This window comes from Paraeggerthella sp. Marseille-Q4926 (assembly GCF_916618935.1).
Lineage (GTDB): Bacteria > Actinomycetota > Coriobacteriia > Coriobacteriales > Eggerthellaceae > Paraeggerthella > Paraeggerthella hominis.
This window is the reverse complement of the sequence record NZ_CAKAKF010000003.1, coordinates 179,937-195,869: the sequence shown is the minus strand read 5'-3', so window position 1 is coordinate 195,869 and position 15,933 is coordinate 179,937. Positions and strand designations below refer to the sequence as shown.

Sequence of the window (15,933 nt, the reverse complement as noted above, 5' to 3'; positions counted from 1 at the left end):
CAATCTGAAAGGTTGCACCATGCCTTTGCCAATCGTGGCGGTGGTGGGACGGCCGAACGTCGGCAAGTCCACCTTCGTCAACCGCATAGCCCAGGCCAACGAGGCCATCGTACATGAAATGCGCGGCGTCACGCGCGACCGATCCTATCACGAAGCCGACTGGAACGGGTGCGACTTCAAGCTGATCGACACCGGCGGCATCGAGATGGGCGACGACGACGCCTTCCAGGGGTCCATTCGCTCCCAAGCCTTCGCCGGCGCGAACGAAGCCGACGTCATCGTGTTCTTGGTCGACGGCAAGACCGGCATCAACGCCGACGACGAAGAGGTGGCTCGCGTTCTGCGCAGAACCTCCAAGCCGGTGTTTCTGGCCGTGAACAAGATGGACACGCCCGGCAGCGAAGACGAGCTGTGGGAGTTCTACCAGCTGGGAGTGGGAGACCCGTGGCCCGTTTCGGCCACGCACGGCCACGGTACCGGAGATCTGCTGGACGCCATCGTGGAAGAGCTGCGCAAGGTCGAGGTGCCGGACGTCGAGGACGATCCGGGCATCAACGTGGCCATCATCGGGCGCCCCAACGCGGGCAAGAGCTCGCTGACGAACCGGATGACCAAGGGGGACCGCTCCATCGTTTCCGACGTGGCGGGAACCACGCGCGACGCCATCGACACGCTGGTCGAGCACGAGGGCAAGCACTACACCATCGTGGATACGGCGGGCTTGCGCCGCAAGAGCCAGATCGACGAGGACGTGGAGTACTACGGGTTCGTGCGCGCCATGCGCGCCATCGATCGCGCCCAGGTGGCGCTTCTGGTCATCGACTCCACGCTGGGCTTGACCGACCAGGATCAGCGCGTCGCCGGATTCGCGGCGGATCGCGGGTGCGCCATGATCATCGTCCTCAACAAGTGGGATCTCGTCGAGGGCCCCGAGGCCAAGGCCGAGATCCGCGAGCGCATAGCCGACCGCCTGGGATTCGTGGGCTACGCTCCCGTCATCGCCATCTCCGCGCTTACGGGCAAGAAGGTCGACCGCATCTGGGGCGCCATCGATTCCGCGTTCGAGAACTACAGCCAGACCATTCCCACGAACAAGCTCAACACCTGGCTTACGGGCATTCGGGAGACGGGCCATACGGTGAGCAACGGCAAGGCGGTGCTGCGCATGAAGTACGTGACGCAGACGTCCACCTGCCCGCCGCGCTTCACGTTCTTCGCGAACCGTCCGGACCTCGTGAACGACAACTACGAGCGGTTCCTCGAGAACCGCCTGCGCGAGAGCTTCGATCTGACGGGCACGCCGGTCGGTTTCAAATTCAAGAAGAAGGATTAAGCATACGATGCAGGATTTGCTGGTTGCAGGAGCGCTGTTCGTCGCGGCGTTTCTTTTGGGCTCCATTCCCTTCGGGCTGATCATCTCGAAGGTGTTCTACCATACCGACATCCGCGAGCACGGCAGCGGCAACATCGGGACCACGAACGCCATCCGCACGATGGGCAAGGTGGGCGGCTATTCGGTGTTCGTGCTGGATTTCGGCAAGGGCCTTTTGTCGGGCGTGCTGGCCTGGGCGTTCTCGTGGTACCTGCTGCCGGGCGGCGGCTTGGAGCCTGGCTCGCTCGTGTCGTACGACACCATGCTGACCGTGGCGTTTCTGGGCTGCGTGTGGGGCCACATCTTCAGCCCCTGGCTCAAGTTCAAGGGCGGCAAGGGCATCGCAGTGGCCGTGGGCTGCCTGTTCGTCGTGTTCGGCTGGGTGGGCGCATGGCTCGAGCTTGCCATCTTCATCGTGCTGGTGGTTGCCACGAAGTACGTGTCGGTCGGCTCGATCGCGGCGGCGGTGGCCTGCCCGTTCTTCTCCCTGTACTATTTCTGGGGCGACTGGGCTGCGGTCGCCCTGTGCACGATAGCTGGCCTGACCGTGGTGTGGGCGCATCGTGAGAACATCGCGCGTCTGCGCGCGGGTACGGAAAGCCGCATCGGCGACAAGAAGAAGGCGTAAGGTTGCGTCGCTCCGTCGAACGACGGAGCGCGCCGACGCCTCTCGCTGGCGTTGCGAACGACAGGGAAGTTCGAAGGGAGTCCTACGTGAAAATCGCGGTTATCGGGGCGGGGTCGTGGGGGACGGCGCTGGCTCAGGTTCTTGCCGAGAACGGCCACAACGTGGGCTTGTGGGCAAGAAAGCCCGAAGTGGTGCAGACGATCAACGCCGAGCATCGCAATCCTCGCTACTTGAGCGACGTGGAGCTGTCCGAGAACATCGTGGCCACTGTGTCGTACCAAGACGCGCTGCTGCGCGCGAAAGCCGCGGTCATCGTAACGCCGTCGAACCTCATGCGCGGCGTGGCGCGTGCGCTCGCCGACGTGGTGGACGCGGACTTCCCCGTCATCATCTGCTCGAAAGGCGTGGAGGAGGGAAGCGGCCTGCTTCCCGTCGAGGTGTTCGAGGCCGAGATGGGAAACGCCAGCCGTCTGGCCGTTCTCTCGGGCCCGAACCACGCCGAAGAGGTTATCAAGGGCATCCCCTCCGGCACGGTCATCGCCAGCTCCGACGAGCATACCGCCACGTTTTTCCAGGAGCTGTTCGCGTCGGAGAGCTTCCGCACGTACGTGAGCGACGACGTGTGCGGCGTGGAGCTGTGCGCTGCGTTCAAGAACGTCATCGCCATCGCGGTGGGCGTGTCCTACGGGCTGGGCTACGGCGACAACACCGCCGCCATGCTCATGACGCGCGGCCTGGCGGAGATGAGCCGCTTGACCGTGCGCTGCGGCGGGCAGGCCATCACGTGCATGGGGCTGGCGGGCACGGGCGACCTGATCGCCACGTGCACGTCCGAGCATTCGCGCAACCGCCGCTTCGGCAAGCTGCTGGCCGAAGGGTCCACGCTCGACGACTTCACCGCGCAGACGCATATGGTGGCCGAGGGCGCCTTGGCGTGCAGGACCCTCAAGACGCTCGGCGACGCGTACCGGGTGGAGCTGCCCATCACCGACGTGGTGCGCAGCGTCGTGTGGGAGGGGGCCGACCCCCACGATGTGGCCCATACGCTGACGAACCGGCCTTTGACCACGGAGTTCTACGGGCTGTAGAGCGCGTTGTAGTTTTGGTCGCATGATCAAAACTACAGTTGATTAACGAAGCGATGACCGAGGGTTCACCGAACGCCCAAGTTCGTTGCGCTCGCTCGGCGTCGGGGGTAGTCTTTGCCGTGCGCCTTCGTGCAAGGCTTTGACAACCGATTCGAGACCCGCCGCTTCGTCACTCGCGTGAACCTCATCTCTCTCAACTTCGCGACGGGTCGCAGAACATGCGCACCTTCCCCTTCTCCTTGGTGCGCATTGCGCAGCCCCTCTTCGATTCCCCCGGTTGAAGAGGGGCTTTTTCATGCGTGCCGGGCTTTGGGAGGGCTTTCGGTATAATGGTCGAACGCTACATGCGAATCGAGCAGGGAAGGACGTGGCTGGTATGAGTGCATCGAGGCAGGGGCGGGGACGGCTTGCCGTCGCGTTGACGCTTGCGGCGGCGCTGCTTGCGTGCGCGCTGCTTACGGCATGTTCGCAGCCCGACGCGCAGGTTGAGAAGGGCCTGCCGTCATGGGCGACCGAGGAGGGCGTGACCGTCTGGGCCCATGAAGTGGTCGACGAGTTCAATGCGCGCGACTACGAGGCGCTTGCCGCGCGCTATCAGGACGCGGGCGTGACGGCCGAGCAGCTCTCCCAGAACCTGAGCGCCGCGCAAGACGAGTACGGCGCGTTCGTCGAGTACGGCGACAAGACGTTTCTGCACGGCGAGAGCAAGGGTCGCTCGTACGCAACCGTTATCGAGCAGGCGTCCTACGAGAACGGCTCCGCCGAGTTCCGCATCAGCTTCTTCGAGGACGGATCGCTGGCCGGTTTCTACTTCCTGAAAGCTAAAGAGTAGGGGGCGCAGGTTTCGGCTCTGCATCAAAGAGCCGAAGCTTCTCCAGGTAAGGACGCGTGTCCACAAGCTTCGCAAGGGCGACGATACCGGTCCATCGCCGGGCTCCGGGCGCGATGAGTCCTGGCTTGTAAGCCAACATGGTCACGGTCATGTCGGCGGCGAAGCAGGGGGCGGCCGCGGCTCCCGTTTGGGCCGATAGGCCGCTTGGGGCGTCGATCGACACGGCGAAGGGCGCTCCTTTGGCCTTCGTGGGAAGGCTGTAGGGCAGCCGGGCGTGGTCGCCCTGCTCGTAGACGCGCTTACGATGCCGTCCGCGACCCCGTTCGCGCGGTCCCTCGAAGCGCTTGCGGTTGGCCGCCTTGATCCACGTCGCGTACGGCTCGCGCACTTCGGCTCCCGCGAACCCGGTTCCCAGAAGCGCGTCCACGACGACGTCCGCCCGCTCGATCGCATCGGTCAGGATGTCGGCATCGGGCGCGATGAGCACGTTAAGGGGAAGGCCCTGCTTGGCAGCCTGCGAGAATACGCTCATGGCAACCGTTCGCGCAGGTTCGGCATGCAGACGCTCTGCCAGGTCGGGCGCTATCAGCGTCACAGGGTACCCGGCTTCCGCAAGCGCTTGCGCCGCAACCCATCCGTCGCCACCGTTGTTGCCCGATCCCGCCAAGACCGCAACGGGAACCGGATCGGGCGCCCAATCGTGCACCGCTTCCGCCACGGCGATCCCCGCTTGCTCCATGAGTGCGGAAAGGGGCGTGCCGTCTTCGGCTATCATCTGCTCGAGCCGCGCCACGTCGGCCACGTTCAGCGCGCGCCGCCGCTCGCGCTCGATCTCAACGCCCTGCTCGGTCATGACGCGCGTGTTGCTCATCAATCCGTTGAGCATGACGAAGGGGGTGCCTGCGCGCACGGCGTGTCTTGCCCTCATGACAAGCGAGATCGCCCATGCCAGCATGAGCGCGGCCCAGGCGCCCGTGAAGTACTCGCGCTGTGCGGCAACGAATCTGCCGACCGCTCCAGCCTCTCCGCCTTGCGACGCGCCCGCACCGATGACCAGCATCAACGCGAACAGCGGGAGCGCTGCGAACAGGAACAGCAGGCCGTAGCGCGCTGCGTACTGATACCAGCGGGCAGGGGAGGCGTCGGGCCGCACAACGCGCAGCCGCAGGAGCTTTTGGGCTGGCGTCTGGCCGTGGGCGAGCACGGGAATCGCGCCGAACACCACCAGGCAGGCGCACGTCAGGATGGCCGCCGCAACGCCGTCGTCTGCGCCGGGCGCGGCGACGGCGGCAAGGACGCCCGTGCTGCGCAGCGCGAACATGCAAGCCGAGGTCGATGCGAGCGCCAGCGCGAAGTCCATCGCGAACGAAAGCGCGCGCCGCAGGGCTCCGGCGTGCAACCCGGCTTGGCGCGCCTCCTCGTTGACAAGACGGATATCGGGCAACGCGCGCATGAGCGGGCCGACCAGCCAAAACCCCGTCATAGCGCCCAGCGTGTTCGTGATCAGGTCGTCCACGTCGAACAGTCGGTACGGGTGCTCGTACAAACCCCAAAGGCCCGTGAGCTGCGAAAGCTCGAACGACAGCGTCACGGCGAAGCCGATGAGCAAGGTCTGCCACCACGTGCGGCGGAAGTAGTAGCGCAGGTACATGCCAAGGGGCACCAGCAGCAACACGTTGAACAGCGCCTCGTAGATGTAAGGGCTGCGTATCGCGGCGATCCACGAGGCCGGGTCGGCGGGCGAGAACGCGGTATGCGCCAAGAACTGCCGCAGGAAGTTGAAGGGAGCCAGTTGGGGCGCGGCGGCGTAGGGGACCACGGCGGAGCGGTCGGCCGGCAGCGGGAGCAGTACAAGAACGTACGCGCACATCAAGTAGAAGACGAACGAGTACACGATAAGGGTCCTCAGCCAGGGGATCGAGCCGAATCGCCGGTACTGGTAGATAAGGTAAGGCAGCGTGATCAGGAAGGCGGCCAGCGGGAATGCGGTGGCCGCGAAGATGATGTTCGAAGCGTACGTGCTCACGTCAGGCGTTTCCGTTCCATGTCGAGCAGCGCCCTCTTGAGACGCGCGGATGCATCGGCGCCGACCGGGCGGCCGTCGCTTCCCACCACGCGGTGGTCGGGAACCAAGATGGCAAGCGGGTTCTTCTTGACCGCCGTCCCGACCGATCGGTAGGAGCCCGGCTTCCCCATGAGCGCGGCCACTTCGGCCGTCGTGCGCGATGCTCCGTAGGGGATGCGGGCAAGCTCGGACCATACGGCGCGCTGAAACGCGCTTCCCTCGGCGTCGATCGGGATGTCGAAGAAGGTGCGCTTTCCGGCGAAGTACTCCAGAAGCTCGTTGGCCGTGCGGGTGGCAAGCTGGCTGGGGTGGCGAACGCCGGGCAGGGCCACGTCGCCGAACGCCACGTGCGTGACGCCGCGGTCGCTCGTGCGTATGGTGATGGGTCCGTGCGGGGTGCGGTACGCGAAGTACATCCCGGTGCTTGAAGCCATCTTGCCTTCTTCCGGTCGGTTTCGCCTCATTATAATGCAGTCCCGCTCGGACGATCCTCGATGTTACGGTTCGGCAACCAAGGAATCGCGCAAGAGGTCGGCGCAGCTTGCGGCTGCGTGTTGTTTTTCGCCTGCCGCGCGTCGGTTGCAAGCGTGCGCGCGTCGGTTGCGCTAGAATGACGGCAGCAAGCGACGAGGAAGGAACGCAGCCATGTTCGAACCGGTGAAGATCGCACCGTCCATCCTATCAGCCGATTTCATGAACTTGGGGCGCGATGTGGCGCTCTTGGAGAAAGCCGGTGCGGGATACGTGCACGTAGACGTCATGGACGGGCATTTCGTCCCGAACCTGACCATGGGAGTGCCCGTGCTCAAGCAGCTCAAGCGCGCGACCGAGCTGCCGTTGGACGTTCACCTCATGATCTCGAACCCGCTCGAGCAGCTGCCGTGGTTCCTCGACGCGGGCGCGGACATCGTGACCGTCCACGCCGAAGCGCTAGGGGCCGACGAGCTGTCGCGCGCCGTGGCAGCCATCCATGCGGGCGGCGCGAAGGCCGCGGTCAGCTTGAAGCCGAACACGCCCACCGGCGCGCTGGCGCCGGTTCTCGCCGATCTGGACATGGTCCTCATCATGAGCGTGGAGCCGGGCTTTTCAGGCCAAAGCTACATCGAAGGCAGCGAGAAGAAGGTCGAGCGCGTGGTGGAGATGGCGCGCGCGCTGGGCGTTTCCCCGCTTGTGCAGGTGGACGGCGGGATAGGCTTGAAAACGGCTCCGCTGGTGGCGGCGGCCGGCGCCGACGTCCTGGTGTGCGGCAACGCCGTGTGCGGGGCCGAGGACTCCGCGCAGGCCATCGCCGATATCACCGCCGTCGCCGAAGAGGCGCGCGCGGCCGCCCTTGCCGCGAAGGGGGCGTAGGTTCATGCGCTCGGTGCCCGAAGACTACGTGTACCTGGACTACGCGGCTACGGCGCCCCTGTGCGAAGAGGCTGCGGCGGCCATGGCACCCTACCAGGTTCCCGGACGCGCCAACCTTGCCGTGGGAGGCAACGCCAACTCGCTCCACGCCCCCGGACGCGCGGCGTTCAAAGCGCTCGAGGACGCGCGCAGGTCGCTCGCTGCCGATTTGGGCGCGCGCCGGCCTGACGAGATCGTGATCACCTCGGGCGCTACGGAAGCGGACAACGCCGCTCTCGTGGGGTTGGCGCATGCGGCCGCCGACGCGCGCAGGCGCGCGGGCAAGGGGTCGGCTGCGCTTCACGTGATCGTCACGGCAGTGGAGCACGACGCCGTGCTGGCTCCGGCGAAGCGCCTGGAGGCGGAGGGCTTTCGCGTTACCAAGCTCGCGCCGAACCGCCAAGGGTTTATCGAGGTCGAGGCGCTTGAGCGCGCGCTCGACCAGGACACGGTGCTCGTTTCCGTGCAGGCGGCGAACAGCGAGGTGGGCAGCATCCAGCCGATAGCCGATCTTGCGCGCGTCGCGCATGCAGCAGGCGCGCTCTTCCATACCGACGCCGTGCAGGCGCTGGGCAAGACGTTCGTGAACCTGGAGGCGTGGGGCGTCGACGCCGCTTCGTTTTCCGCGCACAAGGTGGGCGGCCCTAAGGGGATCGGCGCTTTGTACCTGAAAACCCGCACGCCGTTCGAACCCTACCAGACGGGCGGCGGACAGGAAAGCGGTCGGCGCAGCGGCACGCAGAACGTCGCCGCTGCGGCAGGGTTCGCCGCGGCCGTGCGCGCGGTGCAGCCCGAATGGCAGACCGAGGCGGCGCGCTTGCGGGCGCTGCGCGACAAGCTGTACGCTTGCCTTGGGACTCTGGAGGGCGTGTGCGCTACGGTTCAGGTCGAGCCGGGCGACGACGCGTTTCTGCCCAACATCGTGCACGTGCTGGTAGACGGACTTGAGAGCGAAACCCTCATCCTGCGCTTGGACATGCAGGGCTTCGGCGTGTCGGGCGGCTCGGCGTGCTCGTCGCATTCCCTCGAGCCGAGCCACGTGCTGCGCTCTTTGGGAATCGACGCCGATCGCGCTCATGGCGCGCTGCGCGTGTCGATGGGCCGCTACACCACCGAAGCGGACGTCGACGCGTTCGTCGAAGCGATGCGCAAAAGCCTGGATTGGAACTGATACGACCCTCCGGGTTTTCGAACCCGATCGCGTTAAGGAGCTTGTGAACAGCATGGAACTCGTTACCACGCATACGCATACGTGCTTTACGAACCACGGGGAGGGCACGGTGGAGGAGCTGGTGTCCGCGGCTGCGGCGGCAGGCATTTCCACCATCGCCGTGACGGAGCACTTTCCGCTGACCGATGCGTTCGATCCGCAGAGCTACCTGGCCATGCCCGCCGATCGGGTGGGCGAGTACCTGGCCGCCATCGAGGCCGCCCGCGCAGCCCATCCGGAGATGGAGATCATCGCGGGCTGCGAGCTGGACTGGTTGGGCGACGACGAGGACCGCGTGCTTTCCGAAGACGATTTCGCGCCGTTCGACCTGGTGCTGGGGTCGGTGCACTTCGTGGATCGCTGGCCGTTCGACGACCCCGCCCAGCGCGGTCGCTGGGACGAGGTGGGCGCGGACGCCATTTGGCGGCGCTACTTCGAGGTGTGGTGCGAGGCCGTGTCGTCGACCATGCCGTTCCACGTGATGTCCCATCCCGATCTGGCCAAGAAGTTCGGGTTCTATCCCAGCTTCGACCCGCAGCCGCTTTACGAGCAGGCTGCGCAGGCGTGCGCGGCAGCGGGCCGCATGATCGAGGTGAACACGTCGGGTTCGTACTACGCCTGCAAAGAGATGTTCCCCGCGCCTGCGTTGCTCGAGGCGTTCTGCCGCGCGGGCGTTCCGTGCACTGTGGGCACCGACGCGCACAAGCCCCAAAACGTTGCGCGCGATATCGAGCAGGCGTACCGCCTCATGGCCCGAGCCGGTTACAGAACGGTTACGGTGCCGACAGCCGACGGGGACCGTCGCGAAATACCCATCGAGTAATCTGGATGCAGTCGTTTCTTGCAATTCGAGCAAAGGAGCAGCGTCATGGTTGCAGCTAAGAAGAACCAAAAGGACGGTAAGAAGCAGAAGGGCCTCGCCTGCCGTGCGTCCGGCCCGCTTTCTAAGCCGGTGGCAACCCTTACGATCGGCGCGCTCGAGCGCGCCCTTCTTGCCGAGTTCCCGCCCGCGGACGCCGAGTCGTGGGACCGCACCGGCATGACGGTGGGGGATCCCGCGCGCGTGGTGACCGGGGTGGCCGTTGCCCTCGATCCCACGGTGGCGGCCATCGACGCTGCGGCCGACGCCGGAGCGAACGTGCTGGTGACGCACCATCCGGCGTTTCTTGCTCCGCCGGACTCCTTCAAGCCGGCATCGTCGGTGGCGGCGTGCTCGGGCGCGGGCGTGTGGCGCGCGGTGGAGCGCGGCGTGGCGATCATGTCCTACCATACGGCCCTCGACGTGAGCCCGCGTGCCCGCTGCGTGCTTCCGGGCATGTTGAGCCTGGTGTTCCATCGCGTCTTGCTGCCTATCCCCGGAGCTCAGGGCAAGGGATACGGGCAGGTGTGCGGGCTTGGCGAAGGCGATGCGCTCACCCTGGGCCAGCTGGCCGCGCGCTGTACTTCGGTGTTCGCGCGCGCTCCTCGCGTATGGGGCGATTTCTCGCGCGACTTGGACCGCGTGGTCACCTGCACCGGCGCAACCGGCGACGTGGGCCGCGCTGCCTTGCGCGCCCAGGCCGACTGCTTGGTGTGCGGCGAGATCAAGTACCACGAAGCGCTCGACCTTTCCCAAGCGGGCTTGGGCGTGATCGAGCTGGGGCACGACACCAGCGAGCTTCCGCTTGTGCCGGTGCTTGCGGCGGCCGTCAAAAGCGCGGGCATTCCCGATGAGCTTGTGATGATGGTCGATCAACGGGATAACTGGACGTACCCCGAAACGGTACGGGTATAATGGTCGCAACGTCGCGTGCGCGGCGCTGAGACGCAGACAAAGGAAACGCATGCATGTAGATACCGATGATCTTGCAACGCTGCTCCAAATGCAGCATATCGATTTGGAGGCCATGCGCGCGCGAAAGCAGCTTGAAGAGCTTCCCCAGCGTCGCATCATCCTTGACGCGCGAACCAAGCGCAAGGCGGTCGACCAGAAGCGCGCGCAGCTCGATGCGCTCCATGCCGAAGCCGACGCGAAACTCGCGCGCATCACCGACGAGGACGCGTCCTTGGCCGAGAAGCAGCGCAAGGTCCAAGGCGAGATCGACGGTGCGCGCGGAGACTACCGTGCCGTCGAGGCTCGGACGAAGGAGCTCAACGGCTTCGCGAAGCGCCGCAACTTCCTGGAAGGCGAACTGACCTCCGTAGGCGAAGAGCTGGCGAAGATAGAGGCCGTGCAGGCCCAGGTGGAGAAGGCGCTTGCCGACATCGATTCCCAAGAAGCAGCGGCCACCCAGGTGTTCGTGAAGGAAGGCGGCGCGCTCAAGGACGGCCTTGCCCGATTGGAGGCCGAGCGCGCATCGTTGGCGGCGGCGTTGCCGGAGGAGCTGTTCGAGGCGTACGCGAAAACGCTTTCCCGTACGGGGGGCGTTGCGGTCGCGCGCTTGCAGGGGTCCAACTGCGGGGCGTGCCGCATGGGAATCGAGCACGGCCGGCTCATCGACATGCGCGCGCAGGGAAACATGGCCGCATGCCCCCATTGCGGCCGTCTGCTCATCTTAGAGTAAATCGGTTCCGATTCGCATCAGAGCCAGGGCTTTCGCCGTCGAGCGTGCTGCCCAACGAGAAAAAGCCCGCAGCGATGCGGGCTTTTTTACTCGATGCATGCGCGACGAGCGGTCGCGCGAAGCGCGAACTTACGCGCGCTCGACCTTGCCGGCCTTCATGCACTTCGTGCACACGTTGGCCTTGCGGACACGGCCCTTGTTGTCCTTGATCGTGATCTTCTGCACGTTCGGACGGAACCAGCGATTGCTCACGCGGTGCGAGTGGCTAATGCTGCGACCCGCCACGGGAGCCTTACCGCAAACTTCACAAATCTTCGACATCGTTCATCACTCCATGTACGTTGGTTGCTCGTCGGCGCAAGCCGTTGATGACAAAAAAGCCTTCACACTATAGCACATAAACTCAAACGGCCACAAGAATTTTTCGTGTAATATACTTTCAGTTGCAATTGGGCACGTCGCACGGGCGCAAGGCCTTGCGCTATACTGCTGAAGCAGGTTTTGCAGCGCGCGGTCCGTCCGCGCTCGGAAAGGAACGCCATGAACGATACGATACCTGGCAACCTCCATGTTGCCAACGATGTCTTGGCCGATATGGTCGGCAATGCCGCGCTCGAATGCTACGGCGTGGTCGGCATGGCTGCGCCCTCCGCTGCCGACGGCATCGCGAAGATACTCCCGGCCTCCCGGCTTCGTCGCGGCGTGGTGGTGACCGCGACCGACGGCGGCGTGCACGTCGAACTGTACGTGGTCATCGAATACGGCACGAACATCAACACGGTGTCGCAGAACCTCATCGACCAGGTAACGTTCGCCTTGACCGAGTACGCTCGCGTCCCGCTCGACGGGGTAGAGGTGCACGTGCAGGGCGTGAAGGTGCGCAAGTAGCACCGCCGCCTGTCTTTGACGAACCGCTGCGCACCGCGCAAGGACGACGCGCGCGGCGGGCTAATTTGAAGGAGAATAGAACCACCATGTCAGAATCCTATACCGCGAACGACCTGCTCAACGCCATTGCGGCGGCGAGCAAGACCTTGAGCGAGCGCAAAGACGAGATCAACCGTCTCAACGTCTTTCCCGTGCCCGACGGAGACACCGGCACGAACATGTCGCTGACGCTCGAGACGGTTGTCGAGAACCTTGCCGCGCTTCCCATCGGGGCCAGCGGCGCGGAAATTCGCAAGGCGATCACGACCGGCGCGCTCATGGGCGCTCGCGGTAACTCCGGTGTCATCACCTCGCAAATTTTGCGCGGTCTGTGCGAGGGCAGCGTTGGTCACGACGAGCTGAACGCCGACAGCATCGAAGCGGCGTTCTCCAAGTCCCAGGAAGTGGCCTTCCAGGCTGTGCGCAAGCCGGTCGAGGGAACCATCCTCACGGTGCTGAAGGACTCGGCCTCCGCCGCCAAGCGCGCGCGCAAGAAGAAGCTCTCGTGCGACGAAGCGCTGGCCGCCGTGGTGGAGGAAGCCTACGCTTCCGTGCAGCGCACGCCCGACCTGCTTCCCGTTCTCAAGGAGAACGGCGTGGTGGACGCCGGCGGCTTCGGCCTGGCCATCTTCTTCGACGCGTTCGTGGCCGCGCTGACCGGCAAGGAGGGTCCGCTGCGCGACGAGCTGGCCTTCGCCCGCAACGCCGCGCCGAAGGTCGAGATCGAGCAGGTCAACGACTGGGAGGGCTCGGCGTTTCGCTACTGCACCGAGTTCTTGGTGCATTCGGATACGGTCGACGTGGACGCCGCGCGCGAGTTTCTGCCCACGATGGGCGACTGCGACCTGATGGTGGGCATGCACCCCAACTTCAAGGTGCACGTGCACTCCAACCGTCCCGACGAGGTGCTCGGCTGGTTCTTGACGCACGATTCCCAGATCTCCGAGGTGCATATCCATAACATGCAGCTTCAGAGCGCGGCGCGCACCGACGCGCTGGCCGCCGAGGAAGCCGCCGTTTCCAAGCCGCTCGGCTTCGTGGCGGTTGCCGCGGGCGAGGGCAATGCGAAGATACTCAAGAGCTTGGGCGTCGACGTGGTTGTTTCCGGCGGGCAGACCATGAACCCGTCCACGAAGGACCTTTTGGACGCTGCGGGCGAGGTCAACGCCGACGCCGTGATCTTCTTGCCGAACAACAAGAACATCATCATGGCGGCCCAGAGCGCCTGTGAGCTGGCTGACAAGCCGTGCGCCGTGGTTCCGACGCGCAGCGTACCCGAGGCGTTTGCGGCTCTGTTCGGCTTCGACGAGGACGCCAGCTTGGACGACAACGTCGAGTCCATGACCGAGGCGTACGCCGACGTGAAGACTGGCGAGGTCACTACCGCCATCAAGGATTCCAAGGATGCGCACGACAATCCCATCAAGGAAGGCGACGTCATCGGCATCGCCGACGGCTCCATCGAGTCCGTCGGTTCTTCGACCGAGGAGGTTGTCATGGCGCTTTTGTCCGTCATGGACGCCGACGACGCGGACACGCTGACCATCCTGGCGGGCGAGGACATCGACGACGATGCGTTCGACGCTTTGGTGGCGCGCATCGAAGAGGCCCACGAGGATCTTGAGATCGACGCCCATCGCGGCGACCAGCCCCTGTATCCCATCGTGATGTCCGTTGAGTAACGGCCAGCCCGACAGACTTGCAGCCACTCTCGCGCTCGACGAATCCGTCGAGCGCGTCCGTTTGGTGAGCCCCGGTCGCGCCAAGGCGCTGGCGGGGCTCGGCATTCGCACGGTGCGGGACCTGGTGACCCATTTCCCGCGCAGGTACGTCGACCTATCCGCCAAAGAGACGGTGGCCTCGGCGGTCATCGGCAGCTCCTGCACCATCGAGGGATCGGTCCACGAGATCAAGCTCAAGCGTCCCAAGCCCCGGCTTTCCCTGGTGGAGATCTCGCTCGTGGATTCCACGGGGCTGCTCATGGTGACGTGCTTTCGTCAACCGTGGCTCATGGACCAGGTCAAGCCCGGCATGAGGATTGCAGTGGCGGGGAAGCTGGAGTTCAACTACGGCTTCAAGCGCATGACCAACCCGTACCTTGAAGTCCTTGAAGGCCCCAACGCGGCGGAGGGCATGATCATTCCCGTGCATCCGGCGTGCGAGAAGGTGTCGGCTGCATGGATGCGTCGGCTCGTCGGCAACGCGCTTGACGCGTGCGCGGGCCTGTACGATCCGCTTCCTCTTGAGATTCGAGCGAAATACCGCTTGATGAGCAGAGGCGTTGCATTATCGAGCATCCATGCCCCCCATTCGATGGAGGAGGTTGCCGAGGCGCGGCGCCGCTTGGTCTACGAGGAGCTGCTGTTCCTGGAGCTCATGCTCATGAGCCAGGGCCGTGAGCGCAGCGCCGGTCGCCAGGCCGTGCGCCATCGGACGGACGGTCCTCGGATAGGCGCGCTTGCCGCCGCACTGCCCTTCGAGTTGACGGCAGAGCAGAAGCGGGCGAAGGCGGACATCTTGGGGCAGCTGGCCGCGCCGACGGTCGCCAACCACATGCTGTTGGGCGACGTGGGCACCGGCAAGACCGTCGTGGCCGCGTTCGCGCTGGCGGCGGCGGCCGACACCCAAGCGCAAGCGCTGCTCATGGCGCCTACCGAGGTGCTTGCCCGCCAGCATGGGAAAAGCCTTGGCCCTTTGCTTGACGCCGCGGGCGTGTCGTGGGACGTCTTGACCGGATCGACGTCCGCTGCGGAGCGCGAGGCGATCCTGCAACGGCTTGCGGAGGGCTCGTTGGACGTGCTTATCGGAACGCATGCACTTTTAGAGGACGACGTGGCTCCGAAGCGCCTGAGCCTTGTGGTGATCGACGAGCAGCAGCGCTTCGGCGTGGAGCAGCGCGCGAAGCTGCTGTCGAAAGGCGAGGCGCCCGACGCCTTGTTCCTTACGGCCACGCCCATCCCGCGCACCCTTGCGCTGGCGCTGTTCGGCGGGTTGACGCTGTCCTATATCAAGCAGCGGCCGAACGACACGGCGCAGCGGACCACGTTCGTGCATCAAAAGGCCGATCGCGGCCACGCTTACGATGCCGCGCGCGAAGCGCTTTCGCGCGGCGAGCAGGTGTACGTGGTGTGTCCGCTTATCGGGCAGAGCGGCGAGGAGCGGGACGCGAAGGCATCCGACGGGGGATCGGGCGGACGTCGCCGCGAGGCCGACGAAGAGGCGTACGAGTACGCCGCCATCAGCATCGAAAGCGACGACGACCTGGCCGGAGACGACGTGGCCGCCGCTGCGAAAGAGGCAACCTACTTGCAAGCGACCGTGTTCGCCGACTGGAACGTGGAACTTCTGCATGGGCGCATGCGCTCTGCGGAGAAGCAGGCCGTCATGGACCGCTTCCGGTCAGGGGAGACGCAGGTTCTCGTGGCTACTACGGTCATAGAGGTGGGCGTGGACGTTCCCAACGCCACGATCATGATCGTGGAGGACGCCGATCGCTTCGGCCTTTCGCAGCTGCACCAGCTGCGCGGACGCGTGGGGCGCGGCCGCCTTGCGGCGCAGGTTCACTTGATCTCGGCTTCCAAATCGGACGCAGCGCTCACGCGCCTGGCGGCCATGGAGCGCACCGACGACGGCTTCGAGCTTGCCAGCTACGACTTGTCGCTTCGTCGCGAAGGCGATATCCTGGGCAACCGGCAGCACGGCGCGAGCGGCCTCAAGCTGGTGAACGTGGTGCGGGACGGCAAGATCATCGAGGCGGCGCATGCCGATGCGGCCGCGATCATAGACGAGGACCCGGCGCTCGAGGATGCGGCCCATCGCCCGCTCGCGCGCGAGATGAGGCGCATGTTCGCGGGCGAGCATGCCGTGCAGGGAGGATAG

15 protein-coding genes are annotated in these 15,933 nt (G+C 65.3%); 12 read left to right on the top strand and 3 right to left on the bottom strand.

Annotated features, from left to right (window positions below):
• The first annotated feature begins 19 nt into the window (after positions 1-19).
• From der to LG373_RS05955, 4 genes are all read left to right on the top strand, one after another.
• On the top strand, positions 20-1,333 hold the full coding sequence (der, locus tag LG373_RS05970; protein WP_225749288.1) for a ribosome biogenesis GTPase Der: 1,314 nt from the start codon (positions 20-22) through the stop codon (positions 1,331-1,333).
• A gap of 7 nt (positions 1,334-1,340) precedes the next feature.
• Entirely contained in the window at positions 1,341-2,000 is a 660-nt protein-coding gene (gene plsY / locus LG373_RS05965; protein WP_114565841.1) for a glycerol-3-phosphate 1-O-acyltransferase PlsY, read from the top strand.
• A gap of 86 nt (positions 2,001-2,086) precedes the next feature.
• A complete protein-coding gene (locus LG373_RS05960; protein ID WP_225749287.1) occupies positions 2,087-3,088 on the top strand; it encodes an NAD(P)H-dependent glycerol-3-phosphate dehydrogenase in 1,002 nt (333 codons plus the stop codon).
• A gap of 376 nt (positions 3,089-3,464) precedes the next feature.
• On the top strand, positions 3,465-3,920 hold the full coding sequence (locus LG373_RS05955; RefSeq protein WP_225749286.1) for a DUF3887 domain-containing protein: 456 nt from the start codon (positions 3,465-3,467) through the stop codon (positions 3,918-3,920).
• Here the strand turns inward: LG373_RS05955 and LG373_RS05950 are convergent.
• Together LG373_RS05950 and LG373_RS05945 are read right to left on the bottom strand one after the other, a co-directional pair.
• The gene (locus LG373_RS05950) at positions 3,910-5,946 is read right to left on the bottom strand and encodes an NAD(P)H-hydrate epimerase (RefSeq protein WP_225749285.1); all 2,037 of its coding nucleotides are present in this window, start codon (positions 5,944-5,946) and stop codon (positions 3,910-3,912) included. The genes LG373_RS05955 and LG373_RS05950 overlap by 11 nt on opposite strands.
• Entirely contained in the window at positions 5,943-6,419 is a 477-nt protein-coding gene (locus LG373_RS05945; RefSeq protein ID WP_114565837.1) for a methylated-DNA--[protein]-cysteine S-methyltransferase, read from the bottom strand. Before LG373_RS05945 ends, LG373_RS05950 begins: the two co-directional genes overlap by 4 nt.
• Positions 6,420-6,630: 211 nt before the next feature.
• On the opposite strand from LG373_RS05945, the gene rpe reads away from it, so the two are divergent.
• From rpe to LG373_RS05920, 5 genes are read left to right on the top strand one after another with little or no spacing between them, the layout of a single operon-like run.
• Positions 6,631-7,335, top strand: a complete 705-nt coding sequence (gene rpe / locus LG373_RS05940; RefSeq protein ID WP_225749284.1) for a ribulose-phosphate 3-epimerase — start codon at positions 6,631-6,633, stop codon at positions 7,333-7,335.
• Positions 7,336-7,339: 4 nt separating this feature from the next.
• The gene (locus LG373_RS05935) at positions 7,340-8,545 is read left to right on the top strand and encodes a cysteine desulfurase family protein (RefSeq protein ID WP_225749283.1); all 1,206 of its coding nucleotides are present in this window, start codon (positions 7,340-7,342) and stop codon (positions 8,543-8,545) included.
• A gap of 52 nt (positions 8,546-8,597) precedes the next feature.
• Positions 8,598-9,407, top strand: a complete 810-nt coding sequence (locus LG373_RS05930; RefSeq protein ID WP_114565834.1) for a histidinol-phosphatase HisJ family protein — start codon at positions 8,598-8,600, stop codon at positions 9,405-9,407.
• A 45-nt stretch (positions 9,408-9,452) separates the two neighbouring features.
• A complete protein-coding gene (locus tag LG373_RS05925) occupies positions 9,453-10,358 on the top strand; it encodes a Nif3-like dinuclear metal center hexameric protein (RefSeq protein ID WP_114565833.1) in 906 nt (301 codons plus the stop codon).
• Between the two features lie 49 nt (positions 10,359-10,407).
• Positions 10,408-11,127 carry a zinc ribbon domain-containing protein gene (locus LG373_RS05920; protein ID WP_216528604.1) on the top strand — a complete coding sequence of 240 codons (720 nt, stop codon included), beginning with the start codon at positions 10,408-10,410 and terminating at the stop codon, positions 11,125-11,127.
• 129 nt (positions 11,128-11,256) lie between these two features.
• On the opposite strand, the gene rpmB is transcribed toward LG373_RS05920, so the two are convergent.
• Entirely contained in the window at positions 11,257-11,448 is a 192-nt protein-coding gene (rpmB, locus tag LG373_RS05915) for a 50S ribosomal protein L28 (protein ID WP_114565831.1), read from the bottom strand.
• Between the two features lie 219 nt (positions 11,449-11,667).
• On the opposite strand from rpmB, the gene LG373_RS05910 reads away from it, so the two are divergent.
• The 3 genes from LG373_RS05910 to LG373_RS05900 all read left to right on the top strand — a co-directional run bounded on the left by LG373_RS05910 (position 11,668) and on the right by LG373_RS05900 (position 15,933).
• Positions 11,668-12,015: an Asp23/Gls24 family envelope stress response protein gene (locus LG373_RS05910; protein WP_114565830.1), complete on the top strand. Its 348-nt coding sequence runs from the start codon at positions 11,668-11,670 to the stop codon at positions 12,013-12,015.
• Positions 12,016-12,101: 86 nt separating this feature from the next.
• Positions 12,102-13,736 (top strand): DAK2 domain-containing protein, encoded by a 1,635-nt coding sequence (locus tag LG373_RS05905; protein ID WP_114565829.1) that lies wholly within the window; start codon positions 12,102-12,104, stop codon positions 13,734-13,736.
• Positions 13,729-15,933: an ATP-dependent DNA helicase RecG gene (locus LG373_RS05900; RefSeq protein ID WP_225749282.1), complete on the top strand. Its 2,205-nt coding sequence runs from the start codon at positions 13,729-13,731 to the stop codon at positions 15,931-15,933. The genes LG373_RS05905 and LG373_RS05900 overlap by 8 nt, the downstream gene beginning before the upstream one ends.